This is a genomic window from uncultured Proteiniphilum sp. (assembly GCF_937873925.1).
In the GTDB taxonomy this organism is placed as follows: domain Bacteria; phylum Bacteroidota; class Bacteroidia; order Bacteroidales; family Dysgonomonadaceae; genus Proteiniphilum.
The window spans coordinates 1-16,985 of sequence record NZ_CALNAT010000097.1; the positions used below are offsets into that span (position 1 = coordinate 1).

General features: G+C 45.3%; 15 protein-coding genes. 2 read left to right on the forward strand and 13 right to left on the reverse strand.

Annotated features, from left to right (window positions below):
* The 13 genes from hisH to Q0502_RS06815 form a co-directional block, all read right to left on the reverse strand.
* A complete protein-coding gene (gene hisH, locus Q0502_RS06755; RefSeq protein ID WP_298648784.1) occupies positions 1–597 on the reverse strand; it encodes an imidazole glycerol phosphate synthase subunit HisH in 597 nt (198 codons plus the stop codon).
* 154 nt (positions 598–751) lie between these two features.
* Positions 752–1,840, reverse strand: coding sequence for a bifunctional histidinol-phosphatase/imidazoleglycerol-phosphate dehydratase HisB (gene hisB, locus Q0502_RS06760; RefSeq protein WP_298648786.1), 1,089 nt, complete (start codon positions 1,838–1,840; stop codon positions 752–754).
* Between the two features lie 219 nt (positions 1,841–2,059).
* On the reverse strand, positions 2,060–3,082 hold the full coding sequence (gene hisC / locus Q0502_RS06765) for a histidinol-phosphate transaminase (RefSeq protein ID WP_298648789.1): 1,023 nt from the start codon (positions 3,080–3,082) through the stop codon (positions 2,060–2,062).
* Complete coding sequence (gene hisD / locus Q0502_RS06770; RefSeq protein ID WP_298648792.1) at positions 3,069–4,460, reverse strand: histidinol dehydrogenase; 1,392 nt, start codon at positions 4,458–4,460, stop codon at positions 3,069–3,071. Before hisD ends, hisC begins: the two co-directional genes overlap by 14 nt.
* Before the next feature lie 125 nt (positions 4,461–4,585).
* Complete coding sequence (hisG, locus tag Q0502_RS06775; protein ID WP_298648795.1) at positions 4,586–5,443, reverse strand: ATP phosphoribosyltransferase; 858 nt, start codon at positions 5,441–5,443, stop codon at positions 4,586–4,588.
* A 375-nt stretch (positions 5,444–5,818) separates the two neighbouring features.
* On the reverse strand, positions 5,819–6,268 hold the full coding sequence (locus tag Q0502_RS06780) for a hypothetical protein (protein ID WP_298648798.1): 450 nt from the start codon (positions 6,266–6,268) through the stop codon (positions 5,819–5,821).
* Between the two features lie 10 nt (positions 6,269–6,278).
* Complete coding sequence (locus tag Q0502_RS06785; RefSeq protein WP_298648801.1) at positions 6,279–6,578, reverse strand: hypothetical protein; 300 nt, start codon at positions 6,576–6,578, stop codon at positions 6,279–6,281.
* A 55-nt stretch (positions 6,579–6,633) separates the two neighbouring features.
* On the reverse strand, positions 6,634–6,906 hold the full coding sequence (locus Q0502_RS06790) for a hypothetical protein (protein WP_298648804.1): 273 nt from the start codon (positions 6,904–6,906) through the stop codon (positions 6,634–6,636).
* 84 nt (positions 6,907–6,990) lie between these two features.
* The gene (locus Q0502_RS06795; protein ID WP_298648807.1) at positions 6,991–9,555 is read right to left on the reverse strand and encodes a fimbrillin family protein; all 2,565 of its coding nucleotides are present in this window, start codon (positions 9,553–9,555) and stop codon (positions 6,991–6,993) included.
* Between the two features lie 151 nt (positions 9,556–9,706).
* Positions 9,707–10,525: a fimbrillin family protein gene (locus Q0502_RS06800; protein ID WP_298648808.1), complete on the reverse strand. Its 819-nt coding sequence runs from the start codon at positions 10,523–10,525 to the stop codon at positions 9,707–9,709.
* A gap of 221 nt (positions 10,526–10,746) precedes the next feature.
* Positions 10,747–11,808, reverse strand: a complete 1,062-nt coding sequence (locus tag Q0502_RS06805) for a DUF5119 domain-containing protein (RefSeq protein WP_298648810.1) — start codon at positions 11,806–11,808, stop codon at positions 10,747–10,749.
* A gap of 11 nt (positions 11,809–11,819) precedes the next feature.
* Complete coding sequence (locus Q0502_RS06810) at positions 11,820–13,055, reverse strand: DUF3575 domain-containing protein (protein ID WP_298648813.1); 1,236 nt, start codon at positions 13,053–13,055, stop codon at positions 11,820–11,822.
* 227 nt (positions 13,056–13,282) lie between these two features.
* Positions 13,283–14,179, reverse strand: a complete 897-nt coding sequence (locus Q0502_RS06815; protein ID WP_298648815.1) for a helix-turn-helix transcriptional regulator — start codon at positions 14,177–14,179, stop codon at positions 13,283–13,285.
* Between the two features lie 473 nt (positions 14,180–14,652).
* On the opposite strand from Q0502_RS06815, the gene Q0502_RS06820 reads away from it, so the two are divergent.
* Together Q0502_RS06820 and Q0502_RS06825 are read left to right on the forward strand one after the other, a co-directional pair.
* The gene (locus Q0502_RS06820) at positions 14,653–15,819 is read left to right on the forward strand and encodes a hypothetical protein (RefSeq protein WP_298648818.1); all 1,167 of its coding nucleotides are present in this window, start codon (positions 14,653–14,655) and stop codon (positions 15,817–15,819) included.
* Positions 15,816–16,946 (forward strand): hypothetical protein, encoded by a 1,131-nt coding sequence (locus tag Q0502_RS06825; RefSeq protein ID WP_298648820.1) that lies wholly within the window; start codon positions 15,816–15,818, stop codon positions 16,944–16,946. Before Q0502_RS06820 ends, Q0502_RS06825 begins: the two co-directional genes overlap by 4 nt.
* Positions 16,947–16,985 lie beyond the last annotated feature (39 nt).

Consider the following 16,985-nt stretch of genomic DNA (forward strand, 5'->3'; position numbering starts at 1 on the left):
CTATGGCTGGAATAATTCTAATAATTCTAAAAAGTTTTTCAACATCCTTTCGCCCACGTCGCCTGATTTCTCCGGATGAAACTGTGTGGCGTAGAAATTGTTTTTTTGCATTGCAGCGCTGAACGGCAGAATATAATTGCAGTGAGCGATGGTTTCGGAACAGATTTCGGCGTAATAGCTATGCACGAAATAAACGGTATCCTCCTTGCCGAAACCCGTAAAAAGTGGATTCTCCTCGATTTCCAGGTTGTTCCATCCCATATGGGGTACGATATCTGTTGCCGGAAATTTTTTCACCTCCGCATCGAAGGTGCCCAGACACTGCGTGCCTCCCTCTTCCGAGTACCGGCACATCAGTTGCAGGCCGAGGCAGATACCCAGCGTGGGTTGAACCAAAGATTGAATAATTTTGTCCAATCTTTTGTTTTTTAGATATATCATTGCCGATTCAGCTTCTCCTACACCTGGGAAAATAACCTTTTCAGCCGATAGGATCTCACCGATATCGTCGGTCACCTTGCAGTTATAACCCAGTCGTTCCACCGCGTTCTTGACCGATGTGATATTGCCGGCGTTGTATTTGATAATTGCGATCATTTTTTCAATTGGCAACTTTCAATTAATAATTTCCTGAATTCCAAATTTAATATTTTTCACTATTCACTTTTCGCTTCACGCAATCTGCTTCCACTTGGCAAATCCAACAAGTTTGTTTTTGCACTTGCTTACCCGCAGATTTCGTTTTTCACTTTCAGAGGGCTCCTTTCGTACTTGGTATTCCCTCTGTCCCGTCGTGTTTCACGGCTATCTTTACCGCGCGGGCAAAGGCTTTGAAAATGGCTTCAATCTTATGGTGTTCGTTGTCGCCTTCAGCCTTGATATTGAGGTTGCACCGGGCGTTGTCGCTGAACGATTTGAAGAAGTGCATGAACATTTCCGTGGGGACGTCACCCACAAACTCACGCCGGAACGCTGCTTCCCACACCAGCCACGGGCGTCCGCCGAAATCGATGGCCACTTGTGCGAGACAGTCATCCATCGGTAGCAGGAAGCCATATCGTTCTACTCCCTTTTTCCGGCCTAATGCCTGCAGAAAGGCTTCTCCCAAAGCAATACCCGTATCCTCGATAGTGTGGTGCTCATCCACCTGCAGATCACCTTTGACAAGGAGTGTAAGATCTATATTACCGTGACGGGCAATCTGGTGGAGCATATGGTCGAAAAATCCTACGCCGGTGGCGATATCGCTTTTCCCGCTTCCGTCGAGATTCAGTTCTACGAAGATATCGGTCTCGGCGGTCTTCCTCTGTACTTTTCCCCTGCGCGGCTCTGCCTTCAGGAACCGGTAGATATCCCCCCAGTCCGTGGTACATAACGTAGCTTCCGGATATGAATTATTACTTAATAAAATAGATTTACAATTCATGTTTTCAGCTAATTGTATATCCGTAATCCGGTCTCCGATCACATAAGAATAATCCAGGTCATATCCGCCTTTCAGATAGTGGGTGAGCATACCGGTGCCCGGCTTCCGGGTAGGCAGGTTTTCGTGAGGGAAGGACCGGTCGATCAGCACTTCGCTGAAGTGTACTCCCTCATTTTCAAAAGCCCTGATGACTTTGTTTTGTACCGGCCAGAAGGTCTCTTCAGGAAATGAAGAGGTGCCCAGTCCGTCCTGATTGGTGACCATCACCAGTTCATACTCTAATTCGCCCGCGATACGGGAGAGGTAGCGGAAGACATTAGGATAGAATTCCAACTTTTCCAGGCTGTCGATCTGCTCGTCCTCCGGCTCTATGATCAGCGTTCCGTCCCGGTCGATGAATAGTACTTTTTTCATATATATAATTAATTTTGAACTCAGAACTAAGAACTCAGAATTAAGAAATTAGAAGTCTGAAGTCTGAACTAAGAATTTAGAATTTCAAAATTTAGCTATGCTGATTTTGACTACGTCGATTTTGGCTCTGCCGAACGTTGTTTCAAGATTTCATCCTCAAATCATCCCATTCGTTTCATTGGCACATTAGCATATTTGCACATTCACTAAATACTTATTTCAGATGACATTATAATTCTGTAACTCATCCAGCAACATCCGGTTTTCTTCCGGCGCTCCCACCGTGATGCGGAGACAGTTGCGGACCACGGTGCTACGATTCCTGACAATCACTTTCCTTTCTACCAGATATTGATAGATCTCATTGGCTTCCGTGACTTCTACCAGCAGAAAATTCGCGTCGGAAGGGTACACGCGGCGGACCGTGGACAATTGTTTCAACTCCTGTTCCAACAAGGTGCGTTGCTCCAGAATGAGGGAGAGTTGCCGTTCAAATTCGGGGGGGGCAGAGAGCGCTTTCAGCGCTTCAGCCTGATTCAGCATACTCACATTGTAGGGAGGTTTTGTCTTGTCCATCAGCGCAATGATACCGGCGCTTGCATAAGCTATCCCTACACGGGCTCCTGCCAGTCCCCAAGCCTTACTGAAAGTCTGCATCACAATCAGGTTGGGATGGTCCGTCAACTTTTCGAGGAAACTTTTGTCGGTACTAAAATCGATATAGGCCTCATCCACTACCACGATCCCCCGGAATTCCCGGAGCAGCCGCTCCACATTCTGTAAGCGGTTACCTGTGGGGTTATTGGGAGAGCAGACAAAAATACATTGGGCCGGTTGGGAAAGGATCTTATCGATATCCAACTCAAACTGATCGGTCAACGGCACTCGGATCACCTCCACATTGTTGATATTTGCCGATACCTCATACATGCCGTAAGTGGGAGGACAGATGATCACCCGATCCCGTTGCGGTTCGCAGAAAATACGATAGATCAGGTCGATCACTTCGTCGCTTCCGTTCCCGATAAAGATATTTTCTACCGGGAGCTGCTTCCTTCCCGAAAGGGCCTTTTTCAGCAGCCGCTGATGGGGATCGGGGTAGCGGTTCGTTTGCCCGAACGGGTTTTCGTTGGCATCAAGAAAGATACCCTCATCACCCGTGAACTCGTCACGGGCGCTGGAGTAGGGGTGTAGCGCCCGGATATTGGGGCGCACCAGTGATTCCAGATCAAATTTCTCCATTTTCGTTGTTTTCCTGTTGTTGTATCTGTGGTGGCTCTTGTTCCTCTTGTTCCTTTTGTTCCTGCTTCTGCATATAACCTGTCGTAATCTGTCTTGTCTTTACCGCTCCCAGACGGAGTGTCATGGCGTTCTTGTGTGCGATGAGTTGTTCCGCTTCGGCCATGATCTCCACCGCGTTGCCGATACTCACAATCCCCTCTTCGCTCAGCTGCTGGAAGGTGATCTTTTTGACGAAACTGTCGAGTGATACGCCACTGTAAGCCGCGGCATATCCGCTTGTGGGAAGTGTATGATTGGTGCCGCTGGCGTAATCGCCGGCACTTTCACAGCTATAGTGCCCCAGGAAAACGGATCCGGCTGTGATAACCCCGCGGCTCAGCAGTACCGGGTTTTCGGTGGCCAGAATGAGGTGTTCAGGAGCGTAGAAATTACTGAAATCAATGCATTCATCCATATCATTGAAAAGGATCGCTTTGCTGTTTTTGAGCGCCTGTGCGGCGAACTCCTTCCGGGGTAGATTGTCTAATTGGAAATCGAGCTCTCTGTTGACCGCCCTGATCACCTTTTTGTCGTCGGAGAGCAGGATCACCTGGCTATCGGGTCCGTGTTCGGCTTGTGACAACAGGTCGGCCGCTACGAACGCCGGGTTACAGGTATCGTCGGCAATCACCAGGAGTTCACTGGGCCCCGCCGGCATGTCGACGGCCACCCCGTAATATTGCGCGGAGCGTTTGGCGGCCATCACATACTGGTTACCCGGACCGAATATCTTATCCACTTTGGGAATGCTTTCCGTACCAAAAGCCATTGCCCCGACGGCCTGGATACCTCCCACTGCAAATATTTTTGTCACCCCCGTCAGCGCAGCGGAGTAGAGGATGGCAGGGTGGATCTTTCCTTCCCCGTCGGGAGGCGTGCACAACACGATCTCACTGCAGCCGGCGATTTTTGCAGGTACCGCGAGCATCAGTACCGTGGAAAAGAGCGGAGCGGTACCGCCGGGCACATAGATACCTACCCGCGTAATAGGCCGTGACTCACGCCAGCAGACCACGCCGGGAGCAGTTTCCACTTTGCGTATTTCCTCTTGTTGCGACCGGTGAAAGGTCTCTATATTTTTCCGAGCCAGCTCAATAGCCTGTTTCAGCCGTTCCGGTACCAGTCCTGCCGCCTTTTCGATAGTGTCACGATCCACCTCTAATGTTTCCTGAACGGGCCAGTCGAACTGGCGGCTGTAAGTGAGTACCGCCTTATCTCCCTTGCGATGAATGTTATAGAATATCTTCTCCACCGTGTTCATCAGCTTCTGCTGCCTGATCATAGGGCGTTCGGCCAGCTTTTTTCTTTTACTTTGGGAAGGGTTTGAAATCGTCTTCATTATGATTGATTTACTGATTGAACGATTTGATTTTAAAACTAAAAACTAATAGTGAAAAGTGAAAAATACAGATTTTTCGTTTTTCACTTTAGACATCCATCTAATTATACCTTATCCCCGTTGTTTTACAGGATCATCTTCTCGATGGGGACCACCAGGATGCCTTCGGCGCCAAGGCGTTTCAGTTCATCGATGATCTCCCAGAAATCGTCGTCGTTGATGACAGAGTGGATGCTGCTCCACCCTTTATCGGCCAGCGGAAGGATGCTGGGCGAGCGCATACCGGGCAGCAACCTCACGATGTCGGGAATGACCTCATTGGGTACGTTGAGTAATACGTATTTCTTGCCGCGTCCGTTCTTGTAGGCCTTTATACGGAATAACAACCGCTCCAGCAGTTCGGTTTTGTCAGTCGACAGATTTTTGTTGCCGATAAGCACCGCTTCGCTTTTTATGATGGCTTCCGCTTCCTTCAGCCCATTCATGATGAGCGTACTGCCGGTGCTTACGATATCGAAGATGGCATCGGCGAGGCCGATTCCCGTGGCAATTTCTACACTTCCCCCCAGCTCTTCGATTTTTACATCAATTCCTTTCACCTGAAAAAATTTGGCCAGGATCCTGGGATAGCTTGTCGCTATGCGTTTACCGTTAAAAAAATCAAGTCCCGTGTATACCTCGTCTTTCGGAATGGCGAGCGACAGGCGGCAGTTACCGAAGCCCAGCTTTTCAATCTCTATTACATCTTTTTCTCTTTCCCACACCTCGTTTTGTCCCAGGATACCGATATCGGCCACACCCTGTTCTACGTACTGGGGAATATCGTCGTCGCGCAGGAAGAGGATCTCCATGGGAAAATTACGCGCCTCGGTTTTCAGTTTGCGGTCGCCGTTGGAAACATTGATGCCGCACTCTGTGAGCAGATTGATGGACTTCTCGCTCAACCGTCCGCTTTTTTGAATGGCAATTTTAATTCTTTCCATTGTGTTATATCTGTTGTTCAACAATAAAAACCGTACCCTAAACAAAAAAACCCGCCTGAGATCATTCAGACGGGTCTATGCATATATGCTTTTTTTGTTCGTACATACCAACCTCAACTCGCCTGAGTGCAAGTGTGAAAATGATGATGATGGAACAGGTTTGCTTTCATTTTATTGTTTTGATGCGGCAAAGATAATGAATTTATTTATCATTTTCAACCATGGGAATATAAATATATATTATTTTTGGGAATTTATAATTGTTATCCAGTATCGAAAAACGTACCCTGTTGATAATGAAATTTTTATAAAAACAGAAACTTTTCTTGTTGCCATGCTTTGTGCAATATCGGTTAAAACGATTAATTCCGGCCCCTACTTATTTTTAATCAACTTATAGAATACTTCTCCGTATTGCAGGAACAGATCGGTGGAACGGGTGCAGAACGAAATGAATGAGGGCAGTTCTTGCCTGATTTCGAGGTCATATGCCTTATAAAGGGTTGTAAAAGCGATACACTGCGTAGAATGATCAATATAGAAAAAACCTCCCGGGGCGATTATTTTGTTTAGGGACGAAAGACGGTCTGCCACCTTCCCTGACAAATATTCCGGTATATATAGCGCATAGACGGCATAGTTACAGATCAGCCCGCTACTGTGCCCGTAAATACTGATAATATCCTCATCCCGGCTTTCAAGGGTAGCATAGACCAACTTTTTCCTGTTGTCATACAGGCCTGTTATTCCTTTGTCCCTTAATATCCGGATTATTCTGTCGGCATATTTGTCCAAGATTTGTTTTCCTACTTTATATGTTTGCAAATAAATACCTTTACCGCTGCTGCCGCACGGTTGCCTGTTCTTCTACATCATCCATTGCAACATGCAGGTTTTGCAGAAACCAGACGGTGCGGGGATCGCAGGATCTGGTAGCGGAGCCGCCGTCATCGCCTATATCCGCAGTTGTATCATTTGTCGTAACCGTATCATTCCGATGACTGCCGACCATTTCATTGCCTTCCGGTTTGTCCCCCCCGGCCCCTTCCTTTTGCAAGCAGCTTGCCGGAAGAAGGAAACAGGCGGCCAAACCCAATATGCCTGTTTTATTTTTATAGATAAATAATAATCTCATGAGCAATTGCATATATAAAATTTTAAACGTTTTATTACTTCACCGCTTTCTTGCCCTACCGCCTGCCGCACGACGATAAGGCCATACAGATAAAAAACAGCTGAAACGCCAATGGAAACAGCATCAACGCTGTCAGAGTAACGATTGCACCCTCTTTTGCTTTTGCAGTGGCCTTACCGCCCACACTTACCGATGCCTCACCGTTTCCGTCGTCTGTAACGGTAACCGCGTATCCGGATTCGAGTTCGTCGCTGCCGCAAGAGTTCATCATCGTCATTGTGCCGAGCACAATAGTGTACACAAGTACGAGTATACTAATTTTTTTCATCTGCGTTTCTATTTTTCAATTGCAAACAAAATCCAAACTGCGGTTAAAGCTAATCTATTCATAAGATTCTCATTTTGTTTAGTATTAATCCGGAACACATCGCAAGCTCAGAGCATGTGTCCTGGTAGAGAATAACTGCTGGGCACCGAAGGAACCTGAAACATAATACCACATATCATTTGCACTGGAAGCCGAAGATGATAAAATCAGACTGGCTTCCCCTCCTTCTATAAGGGAACCCGATTCGGTATATCGATTTCCCGCAGCCGGAATAAAAAGAGAAGCGTTCTCGCGTGGACTACCGGCAACAGGATTGAAAAGAAGGCTTCCTATATATGCTACGTCCTTGGTTTGCCAGGAAACCGCTGTATTGAGTGCCATGGCACTTCCTCCTCCTTCCGGACTCGATATAAAAGGATTATTGTGATCTCTCCGGTCAAAGTATCCATCCGCATAAAACCCCCATCTGAGATTTGTATTGTCAATGCCATTGCCTGTCATAGGAGAGGCATACAAAGATTGCCGGACCTCGGAGTTTATTATAGAAGAAGGACCGACGTTTGGAGCGGGGGCAGAAATAGAGCTGTCATTAGGGCGGCGATATCCCGGAGGACAGCTTTCCGAAGAACTCGCAAGTGTGTTCCAATAACTACCGGTCGGTACATCATTCCATATAATAGGCGTTACAGGTTTAACCGGATGATATGCCATAGGTCCATAGGGATAAATATACGACCATTGAAAAAATGCTCCGGCCTGGGTGGGATAGTCTGTAAACACAGCGTTTGACCTGCCCGGGAGTATTTCGACAAGTTCTTCATCGTCCGTCAAGTCCGAGGCTGTGACATTATATGCACAGAACGGCATCGCGGCAGGACCACGTGCATTGTCAGTAGGATACATCAGATAATCAGCCTCCTCACCCTGCCGTATGTAAATTATGTGATACTTTTGCGGAGTACCATAACGAAGGAGTACCAATGCATACCTTGCCGGATTATTTACTAGGGGTGAATACGTGGAAGTGAGACCTATGCGGAAGTGTATGTAGTTGCCGGAACCACTGACCGCGTCACCTGATGCCGATGATACATAACCCGGAACTACATATGTAGCATCATTGGTAAGCATATTAGCCGGATTTTCAGTAGCGGAATTATAGGTAACTCCTGGATCACCAGATGTATCATTGCTGAATACAATATCCCCGGCTTTCCATCCCGGCCCCATCCAGAATACAGAGGCATCCCAATCTCCCGCACGCGTTGTACCGCTGCCTACCGGAATGCGGATTATACGTTCACCCTTCTGGTTTGCCTTCCAGAAAGCACCGACATATTCACCGGACATATAATCATCACGGACTGTTGTCATAGGATAATCAGGTAATTGGATAACCGCTATGGAGGCACCGGTCGGATCAATGACATAGGAAATAGTTCCTGTAATTTCGACACTTGTACTGGAGTTTGCAGTTGGTTTCCATACATATAATGTTTTTGTACCCATTCCTGTAAATGACGTACCCGGCGTGGATGTGTCCAGATTACGAACATTGACAGCCGGCATTGTACCGCTTGCCCAACTCAGGATGTCCGCCAGATTGTCACATATCAGGAAGCCCGGATTATTAATAGCGATAGTCCAGTCTAAAGAGGAACCGTTGGCAACCGTCACGTTGAATTCAGAGAATCCTCCCATCGGAGGTAAGACGATTTTTTCCGGAGTGAGCAACAACGCAGCTTCCGGCGTGATCGATAAATTGTAATTGATAAACTGTCCGACCCCCCAGGTCAGTCCTTCAAGATCGAAATCGAAACTCCTTTCGCTATCGAGTTCCACCGTCAGGGTAGCTCCGGTACCCAGGGTTTGTGGAACCATCATCAGGTATCCTCCACCCGTATTGACAAGCTCTGCCGTAGGTCCCAAATATACACCGTCATCAACTATGGCATCGAAACTCTCGTTCACACTCCCGGAAAGATCCCAGGACGGGGTTCCGTCGGCAGCCACAGTTAGTTCCCCGGACCTTTTGACACCACTGACGGTTATCTTTTCTATTTTCTCCCCGTTACCCGAAGCTTTGAATCCGATACAAGTGAGTGCATGCCTCATCTGGAAATTAACCGGTGAGGAGCCGTTATTCGTTTTATTACGATCTTGCAAGAGGGCCGAAACCATCAGGTCCGGCTGGTCGGAACAGTTTTTCGGAACAGTATACGTAATGGAAGGAATGCCGGTAGTGACATTCATTGTGATGCCATTTGCGGCGGTGGCATGGGGCGAATAGGCGAAGAAGCTTACGTTCGCATCGGCGGCTTGCGGCCAGTATACAGGATCGTCATAACTCCAAACGCCCCCGCTATTTGTTATTTGGATATTATTCATATAATTGGGAGTAGCAGTGGCTCCCTGAGCGCCCCAATTATTGGCGACACCATCACCGGTATAATAGGCAAACACCCCCATACCCGGAATGCCATCAGAAGACAAAACGGGTAAACCACGCGTCCGTGTAATATCAGTACTCGTTGTAAATCGTATTCCGTGGGTTTCATAATTGTAATCGTCCAGCTCTGTGATGTCCGTGCAGGAGACTGCCAAAAAAGAAGCCGCCAGACACACCAATGCCAATTTGAAAGTCTCCATAAATGTTTGGTTTTAAAATAGGAAGCTGTATCAAAATAGAAATTAAGCCTCTGTGAATTGAATATTTGAGATTACTCCCCCACAGGAAGTTGATTAAAGAGAGGGTGAAATCACCATGTGACACACCCTCTTGTAAAACATACCCCTAAGCTTAGGGCTGAACTAACGGAATATCTGTTCCCGTCTCGGTATCCCAAGGAGCAACATTAGCTGAGAAGGTTATTATATTAAAGATATCTTCTCCGCCACCGCCGGTCGATATCTCAGAGATAGTCAGATTCAACATATAATGTTTACCCATTACAAAATTATCACCAGTTACATTACCGCCTGAAATAGTATATTTACTCAAATCGCCACTATAAATTTCGACGTTGTTTTTCGTTATCTCTATGCCCCCCGTAACCTGTACTGCACATCCTATTGAACTCTGCGGCATGATCATGTAGGAAGCAGCCCCAGTATAGGTAGCGGCAGTCGCATTAGGTGAAGTCCAGGCAAAAGGAGTGGTTGTGGGGACTATCGTTCCTCCCGTCGATTGGACATCCAGGCTGGCGGTAAGGCCGGTTGTGCTGAGAACATAACCGGCATCGATCAAGTCTTGATGTAATGTAGCCTTAACGCTGATTTTGGATAACATATGAGCAAACTCAAAAGCAACGGTACCGGAAGAGGAAGACAATCCTGTTTTAGGGGCGGCAATCGTAAAATCTTGAGCGGCATTGGCAGGAACGGTATAGGCAATTGAAAGAGCAGGGTAAGTACCCGTTGCCGTAATAGTTGCCGGAGCATATGCGTAAAAATCAACAGTTCCGGTCGATGGCCAATAGTAGGGGCCATTTTGAGGCACGTTAGTGGTGCCGTTTAGTTCATCATTGATAAACCAGGCAGTTCCGCCGCTCCATGCCGCGTAAACCTTATAATTGGCACCAGCATCATTTGCAGCACGAGTAGTCACTTTGTCGTTCAAATTCGAAAACCCAATTTCCTTTTGTCCGACAAAAGTGTGTTCAAGTTCAGTTTGCGAGCAACCGGCCAAAACCATGGCAGTTGCTGCGATAATAAAAATCTTTTTCATTTCTCTTCGTTTTTTTAGTTTATTATTAATTAAGTTATTTATATTAATCAGTTTTTGCCCGGCAAACAACTGAAAATAGGGAGGTTACTTTAGCGTAACCTGTCCTGTTTTTTTTATTTTGCATTCAAAGGGACTTCTATTATATCCCAGTCAATTATCTCTGTCTCAAACCCTGAATTTCCGCCTCCTTCCGGAACAACATCGGGTAAAGGATCAGGCAGTTCCACATACAAATTCAAAGTGGTTGCTCCGTGGGATTCAGTCTGTAACTGTATTGAAGAAGTCACGTCGACGATCTGGCGGACAAGTGTCCTTTCCGCATCGACCAACATAAATAAGAAGTCCATTTGAACAGGAGAATCACGCTGCACGTTGGCTTCATTTGGTTTTTCACCCAACAATCCCCAGGTATAAACAGTTCCCGAAATGGTCCCGTCCTTTCTTGAATCACTATCATACGTCCTGTTGTTCATCGTAAACTGCTGAACAGCACCAGTACGGGTGTTTTTATCTTCTCTGAAATTATACGATTCTGCTATTCCGAGCAGGTCTACCAATGCTGGCATACGGGCATTATTCAATCCTTTCACGTGAACAACCATACTAAACTGATGTACTTTGCGCAGAGGCACCAATCCGACGAGAGTTTCGAGAGACTCTTTCATGGATTGGTTTATCGCTTCTCCATTATAAAGATGGGAGTAACTTATCATTTCATCCGTTACATAAAAATCATGAACCATTACCGAGGCTAATATATCCGGATCATACACGTACGCATTATCATTACTCCGGTTTTTATAATTGGGATCAGGCGCAGCATATGCTTCGAGAGTGGACAGGTTTTCATATCCCCGGATACCAACTCCCTGAATTTGCCCCCGCAGCTCATTGAAAATCACAACAGTATATTTGCCTACTGGCACACTTGCATATGTTTGAATACGACCGGGAGTATTTTCAAACCGATGTTCCAATACTAATTTCCCATTATCCTGATTATAAAATAAAGCAGTGATATTCTGTGGTTCTATGTCAGCCAGAGTCCATACAGTCCCTATCGGAAGAAGGGCTTTATCTTCGCACATTTCTTCCAAAGGACGGCGTTCACAGGAAAACATCATTAGCAACACACTGAACACCATTGTATTGTATTTTAAACACAAGAGTTTCATCAATTGGCTTATTACTTTTTATTAATCATCCATACCAGGGATACTTTGGCACGAGTCGGGCCAATCCAGGCAGATTTTCCACTTTTCTGTTTAATCAAATGCCATTCATCGTCATACCCGCATTTTTGGGGAATATATTCTCTATACTTATTGGTCATATAGCCCACGCCAAGCGAATATTCCATTCTCCAGTTTCTTGAAATTTTATGCGCGAAACCTCCGGATAATCCGAATGGAATTATAAATTCCCCCTGATAGCCTTTAGTCTTCCATTCTATATCATATAGTCCGGCGCCTGCGTAGACCCCTGTAAACCATCCTGTCATTTGATCGCGTCCGGTACGGTCGCCCCACCAGTAGCGCAACTCCAGATTCCCACTCAGGATTTCCAATGCATATTGTTTCTTTTCATATAACCACCAAGGAAATATCCATTCGCCGGCCAGTGAAAAATGTTCACCGACAGGCACCTCAACCTCCACGTTGAGACCGGATAACAGGTCGTACAAGATATTGGTTTTCAGGGCAAAAAGAGGGCTGTACATTTTTTGTTGCAGTGATATTATCGGAGATACTATTTCCGGAAGCTCTTCAGGTTCTTCAACTATTTCTTCAATATCATCAACCACTATCGGTACAGAATCATTTTGAACTTCAATTACTTCCGGTTCCTTTATCTCTTCTTTTTTTTCTTTTATGCTAAAGAATACACTTGTAGCCGTACGCATGTATTTCGCGAAGTTGTTAGTTATATAAGAATTTGTGCTACCACCACCTAATTGTTTTATTTGAATTACTTTCAGTTGATTGTCAACAGAAGAGTTTAATATTCTCAAAGTCTCTTCTCTATAAGGCACAAGCGGATCATTCTGAATCAGGTCAATCAAGACATCCCAATTGAATACTGACGGCAAGACACTAATTCGATCATTATAAACCCCGGGATGTTTCCATCTGATATAAGTTCTCACGGCCATAGCGCGTTCATAAGAAAGACGTGAATTGACCTGAAAACTGCCTATAAGAGAAGCGCTACCAAAAATAGTTATCGAATCTACTCCGGAGATAAAGTCTGGATTTTTTAGCATCTGGTCAAGCTTTTCAAGAGCAGTCTGATTGGTATAATAGTCGCGCATAAGCAACGAACTATTATTGGCAAAGTAAAAGATAAAATGGGACGGCAATTCTGAACCGGATGGAGGTGTTGAAGCGCGCGCTCCAAATGATATACAGAGAAGTAATATCATGAAAAATATACTGCTCCTCAATCGGTTTTTATTTATACCCAAATACATATTCAATCTATTATGTAGCATCAATAATTACCCTTGTTTTATACCTATAATTCTTTTGATTATAAGAAGTTAATTTGTTGATAATAAATTTCGTGCAAAAATAGATGCTATATAATGGATGGCGGTTGTCAAAAATTACAATCGTGTTTGCAATTCTTGTATTTGATAGTTATCAAAAATTACAATTGTGTTTGCAATTCTCGCATTTGGTTGGATTTACCCGCTCTGATCTCTGTAGGATTCTCTCCAAGCTCTTTCGTGCAGAACTTTGTAAACTGTGATTTAGAGTCGAATCCTTGCTCGAAGGCGATCTGCTTTACCAGTTTATTTGTCGTTGTCAATTCTTTGCGTATCAAATTTGCCCGGTTCTCCTTCATCCAACTATACGCTGTTTGTCCGAACACCTCTTTAAATTTAGCCGAAAATTTCCGGGGAGTCATCCACATGGATTCCGCGATCTCTTTCACATTCTTAAAAAGATGCCATTGCCGCCGTACATGTTCTGAAAAGGCGGCATCCTCGCTAAGCGTGAGATAAAAAAGAAAATCGCATATATCTTTCTTTGCATAATAAATACGGAGTAATAAAAAGAATTCCTTTATTTTAAGGTTAAAATAACCACGGCATCTGACCCCGTCTTCAAGGCAATCGGCAACACCCTTTAGAAGATGCTCAATCCGCGTATTTATTTTTAATGTATTGAAGCCGGACTTGCCGTGTTTATGGTTATCATTTCTCGCGGGAAAGTTCTTGTCTATTTCTTCCATACTCAAATGCTCGCAAAACTGGATCGGTTTTATTATCCTGAAAATAAGGAGAACCGTCTTTTCAAGTGCCTCATAATAATATCGCCCCCCGGCCGGCAGAAACAACATATGTCCTTTTACCCCTTCGTGCTCCAAAAAATCGCTGAATATAAAGCGTAATCTTCCTTCCAGGAAAAATACGACTTCATTGTTTCGTATGGGCAGATCACCGTTTTTGCCGTCGGCAACTGTGACCAGTTCGATGGCCGGTTGTCCCGAAGTATCAAAAAAAATACATTTCTCATGTATATATCTATCTATTATTTCCATAAATCCTTGAAGTATAGTAGTTTGCTGAATTTTACATTACGGGGATTCTATAATTGGTTTTCAACAGGATAGAATAGCTCTAAATTGATCTTTTGGCATGATTTTTTAAATCATTACCTGAATCTTACTGTTTTGAAAAACATTACATACTCTCTTTTTCGTTAATCGCTATCCCATGTGGTACACTGTTTACAAACCATATTCCGAGTGTATCGGCCAACGATTCCCCCTTAAGAGTGGGGTTGCGTAAAATAATCAGACTTATATACAAAGTAATCCGTAGCGGATCATATGTATTTGTTCCGCAAAATTACCCTATAGAATTCAGACAATTAGGACATTTCGTGCATTTATTTATGGGTAAAATCGTAACGGAATAATTTTAAATGGGTCAAAATCGTAACGGATAGGACAATTTGTAAAAACCGGGGATTTTTATGGACTCGTAAGCTGGAAAAGAGTATCTTTGCGACATGGTCAATCTCGACACCTATTTTCAGGGGGTGATTACCCTGATACCTGTTTTTTCGGCCATAACGTGCGCCGTTTTGGTCGCTTTGGCTGTACGGGAGAATTTCGTCGGACAGCGAAGGAAGCCGCTATATCCCCTTTGCGGTTATTTTGTGGCGGATATACTCGTCTGGCTTTATATTTTCTGCTGGTGTTACATTCCCGGTTTTTCCGTTTTCCTGAATATCCCGTTTTTTATGGGACTGGTACTGGGCCCGGTGCTGCTTTACCAAACCCTGTCCCTGTCCGTCAATTCCGGAAATAATCAAAAAATAAGCATCGAACATTTTATCTTTCCGGTTCTGACGACGATAGCCGTTATTATTTTGTCCCTGCGTACCCCTTTGGACGTACAAGTTACGGTAGCGATACAGGAATATTCCTGGTCGGCGGGCGGCTACGACGCCTGGGCATTCGTTTACTATAGCGAGCCGGTTTTAGGCATAATCTCCAGGGCGATATACACGCTGTTGTCTGCGGTACTTGTCTTTCGTGGATATAAACAGGTGGAGAGTGATAACCTTAAAAACAAGTTGAGAACAAACCGCATACGACGGTTTATACTCATTGTCGTGATTATGGGTGTCATATTGCTGCCCTCATGTATGTTGACATTCGTTTCCCGGGCGGATATATATACCTCTGTATGGACATATTTGCTGGCAGCCGCCACTTTCTTGCTGCATATTCTGCTTGCCTACGTCGTAGTTTGGAGAAACGGCAGGGAACAGCCATTGGCTGTTGTGGAAGTTCTGGAGGTTGCCCCGTTGCGTAAGCTGCACCGTGGAAAATTGTCGAAATGGCTTGTCGAGAGCTATTTTCGCGGGGAAAAGCCCCATCTCGATCCCCACTTTAAAATAACCGACATGGTGAAGGACATGGACGTAAACCGCACGATCATTTCCCGCTTTATAAACCAACACTACGGATTGAACTTCAACCGCTTCGTGAACCGCTGGCGGCTTGCCGAACTGGAAACGTTGGCCGCCCTCACTGTAAACAAGGATAAAAAAACCGCCCAACTTGTAACAAAGGCCGGATTCAGCAATATGAAACATTACCAGCGTGCCCTGCGGGCGGTAAACGATCCGGTTTCACCGTCAGAGAATAAAACCGGAGAAAACGAATGAAGGAAATAGATTTCATACAGGCTCTCGGATTCTCGGCGCCCATGTCCACGGCCCTGATATGCGCCCTGCTGTGTCTGCTGCATTACCGGTATGCGCGGGAGCGCCATAACGGGAAACATATGCTTTTAATGGCCGCCGTGTTCATGGCAGCGTTTCTCTGCTGGGCGCTAACCATACTCTATTTTATGGATTATGCTGCTTTCGTGCACTGCAATCCGATCTACGTTATGATGTTGACCCTCGATATGGTGTTTCTCTACCATTTTATTTTCCTGATCACCCGTACAAACATGGAAAGGGGATTTTCACCGGTTCACTACATTCTGCCGCCGGCCTTTATGGTGGTCATGGGCATCTGGTCGGCTTTTGTGCCTTTCGAGGTCAAATACAGTATCGTGGAGAGCCGCGGGGAGATACATCCCGCGTATCCCGGTTTCTCCTTGGCATTCTCCCTCTCCCCGATCATATTCTGCGTTTATTGCATAACGTATGTGCTTATGGGATTTCGCCGCGTAAGAAAGTATCGGAAGGCGGTGGTAGACTATTTCGCCGACACGGAGCGCACGTCGATGAAATGGCACAACATCTTCATGGCGCTTGCGCTGGTCGGTATGCCCGTTCCTTTCGCCACGCTGCTGATCGAAAAAACTACTGTGCTTAGTGCCCGGATGGCGATAGCGGGTTCGATTATTTTTGTCGTACAGTATGTCTTGCTGGTCTATATTGCCATATCGGAAAAGTACATCGTTATCGAACCGTTTTCGGAGCAGGAAAAAAAGAAGGACGTACTGAAAGCATCGGCCATCAATCGCCGCCGTTTCGAGCAATACTTGGCCGAGAAAAAGCCCTTTACCAACCCAAACCTCAGAATAACGGATATAGCCGCAGACATGAATACTAACCGGACTTATATATCGAATTTCATTAACAGCGAGTACGGGATGAATTTCAGTCGGTTCATAAATATTTGTCGTCTGAGAGAACTCAATAAATTACGCAATTCACAAGCATCTGCGAAAAATACCAGCCTCGAACTCATTCTGATGGCCGGTTTTAATACATACCGTAGTTACATTAGGGCCAAATCGGAAGAAGACCGTTTACAAACACTTAAAGTATCTGAATAATTTTGGCAAATGATATATGGCAAGTTTCTATGAACAGAA

Excerpts from the sequence above, each read along its gene's own strand:
- Q0502_RS06795 (WP_298648807.1), bottom strand. The coding sequence starts at position 9,555 with ATGGAGACTTTCAAATTGGCATTGGTGTGTCTGGCGGCTTCTTTTTTG.
- Q0502_RS06785 (WP_298648801.1), bottom strand. The coding sequence starts at position 6,578 with ATGAGATTATTATTTATCTATAAAAATAAAACAGGCATATTGGGTTTG.
- Q0502_RS06815 (WP_298648815.1), bottom strand. The coding sequence starts at position 14,179 with ATGGAAATAATAGATAGATATATACATGAGAAATGTATTTTTTTTGAT.
- Q0502_RS06810 (WP_298648813.1), bottom strand. The coding sequence starts at position 13,055 with ATGATATTACTTCTCTGTATATCATTTGGAGCGCGCGCTTCAACACCT.
- Q0502_RS06805 (WP_298648810.1), bottom strand. The coding sequence starts at position 11,808 with ATGAAACTCTTGTGTTTAAAATACAATACAATGGTGTTCAGTGTGTTG.
- hisC (WP_298648789.1), bottom strand. The coding sequence starts at position 3,082 with ATGGAGAAATTTGATCTGGAATCACTGGTGCGCCCCAATATCCGGGCG.
- hisD (WP_298648792.1), bottom strand. The coding sequence starts at position 4,460 with ATGAAGACGATTTCAAACCCTTCCCAAAGTAAAAGAAAAAAGCTGGCC.
- hisH (WP_298648784.1), bottom strand. The coding sequence starts at position 597 with ATGATCGCAATTATCAAATACAACGCCGGCAATATCACATCGGTCAAG.
- Q0502_RS06820 (WP_298648818.1), top strand. The coding sequence starts at position 14,653 with ATGGTCAATCTCGACACCTATTTTCAGGGGGTGATTACCCTGATACCT.
- Q0502_RS06790 (WP_298648804.1), bottom strand. The coding sequence starts at position 6,906 with ATGAAAAAAATTAGTATACTCGTACTTGTGTACACTATTGTGCTCGGC.
- hisB (WP_298648786.1), bottom strand. The coding sequence starts at position 1,840 with ATGAAAAAAGTACTATTCATCGACCGGGACGGAACGCTGATCATAGAG.
- hisG (WP_298648795.1), bottom strand. The coding sequence starts at position 5,443 with ATGGAAAGAATTAAAATTGCCATTCAAAAAAGCGGACGGTTGAGCGAG.
- Q0502_RS06825 (WP_298648820.1), top strand. The coding sequence starts at position 15,816 with ATGAAGGAAATAGATTTCATACAGGCTCTCGGATTCTCGGCGCCCATG.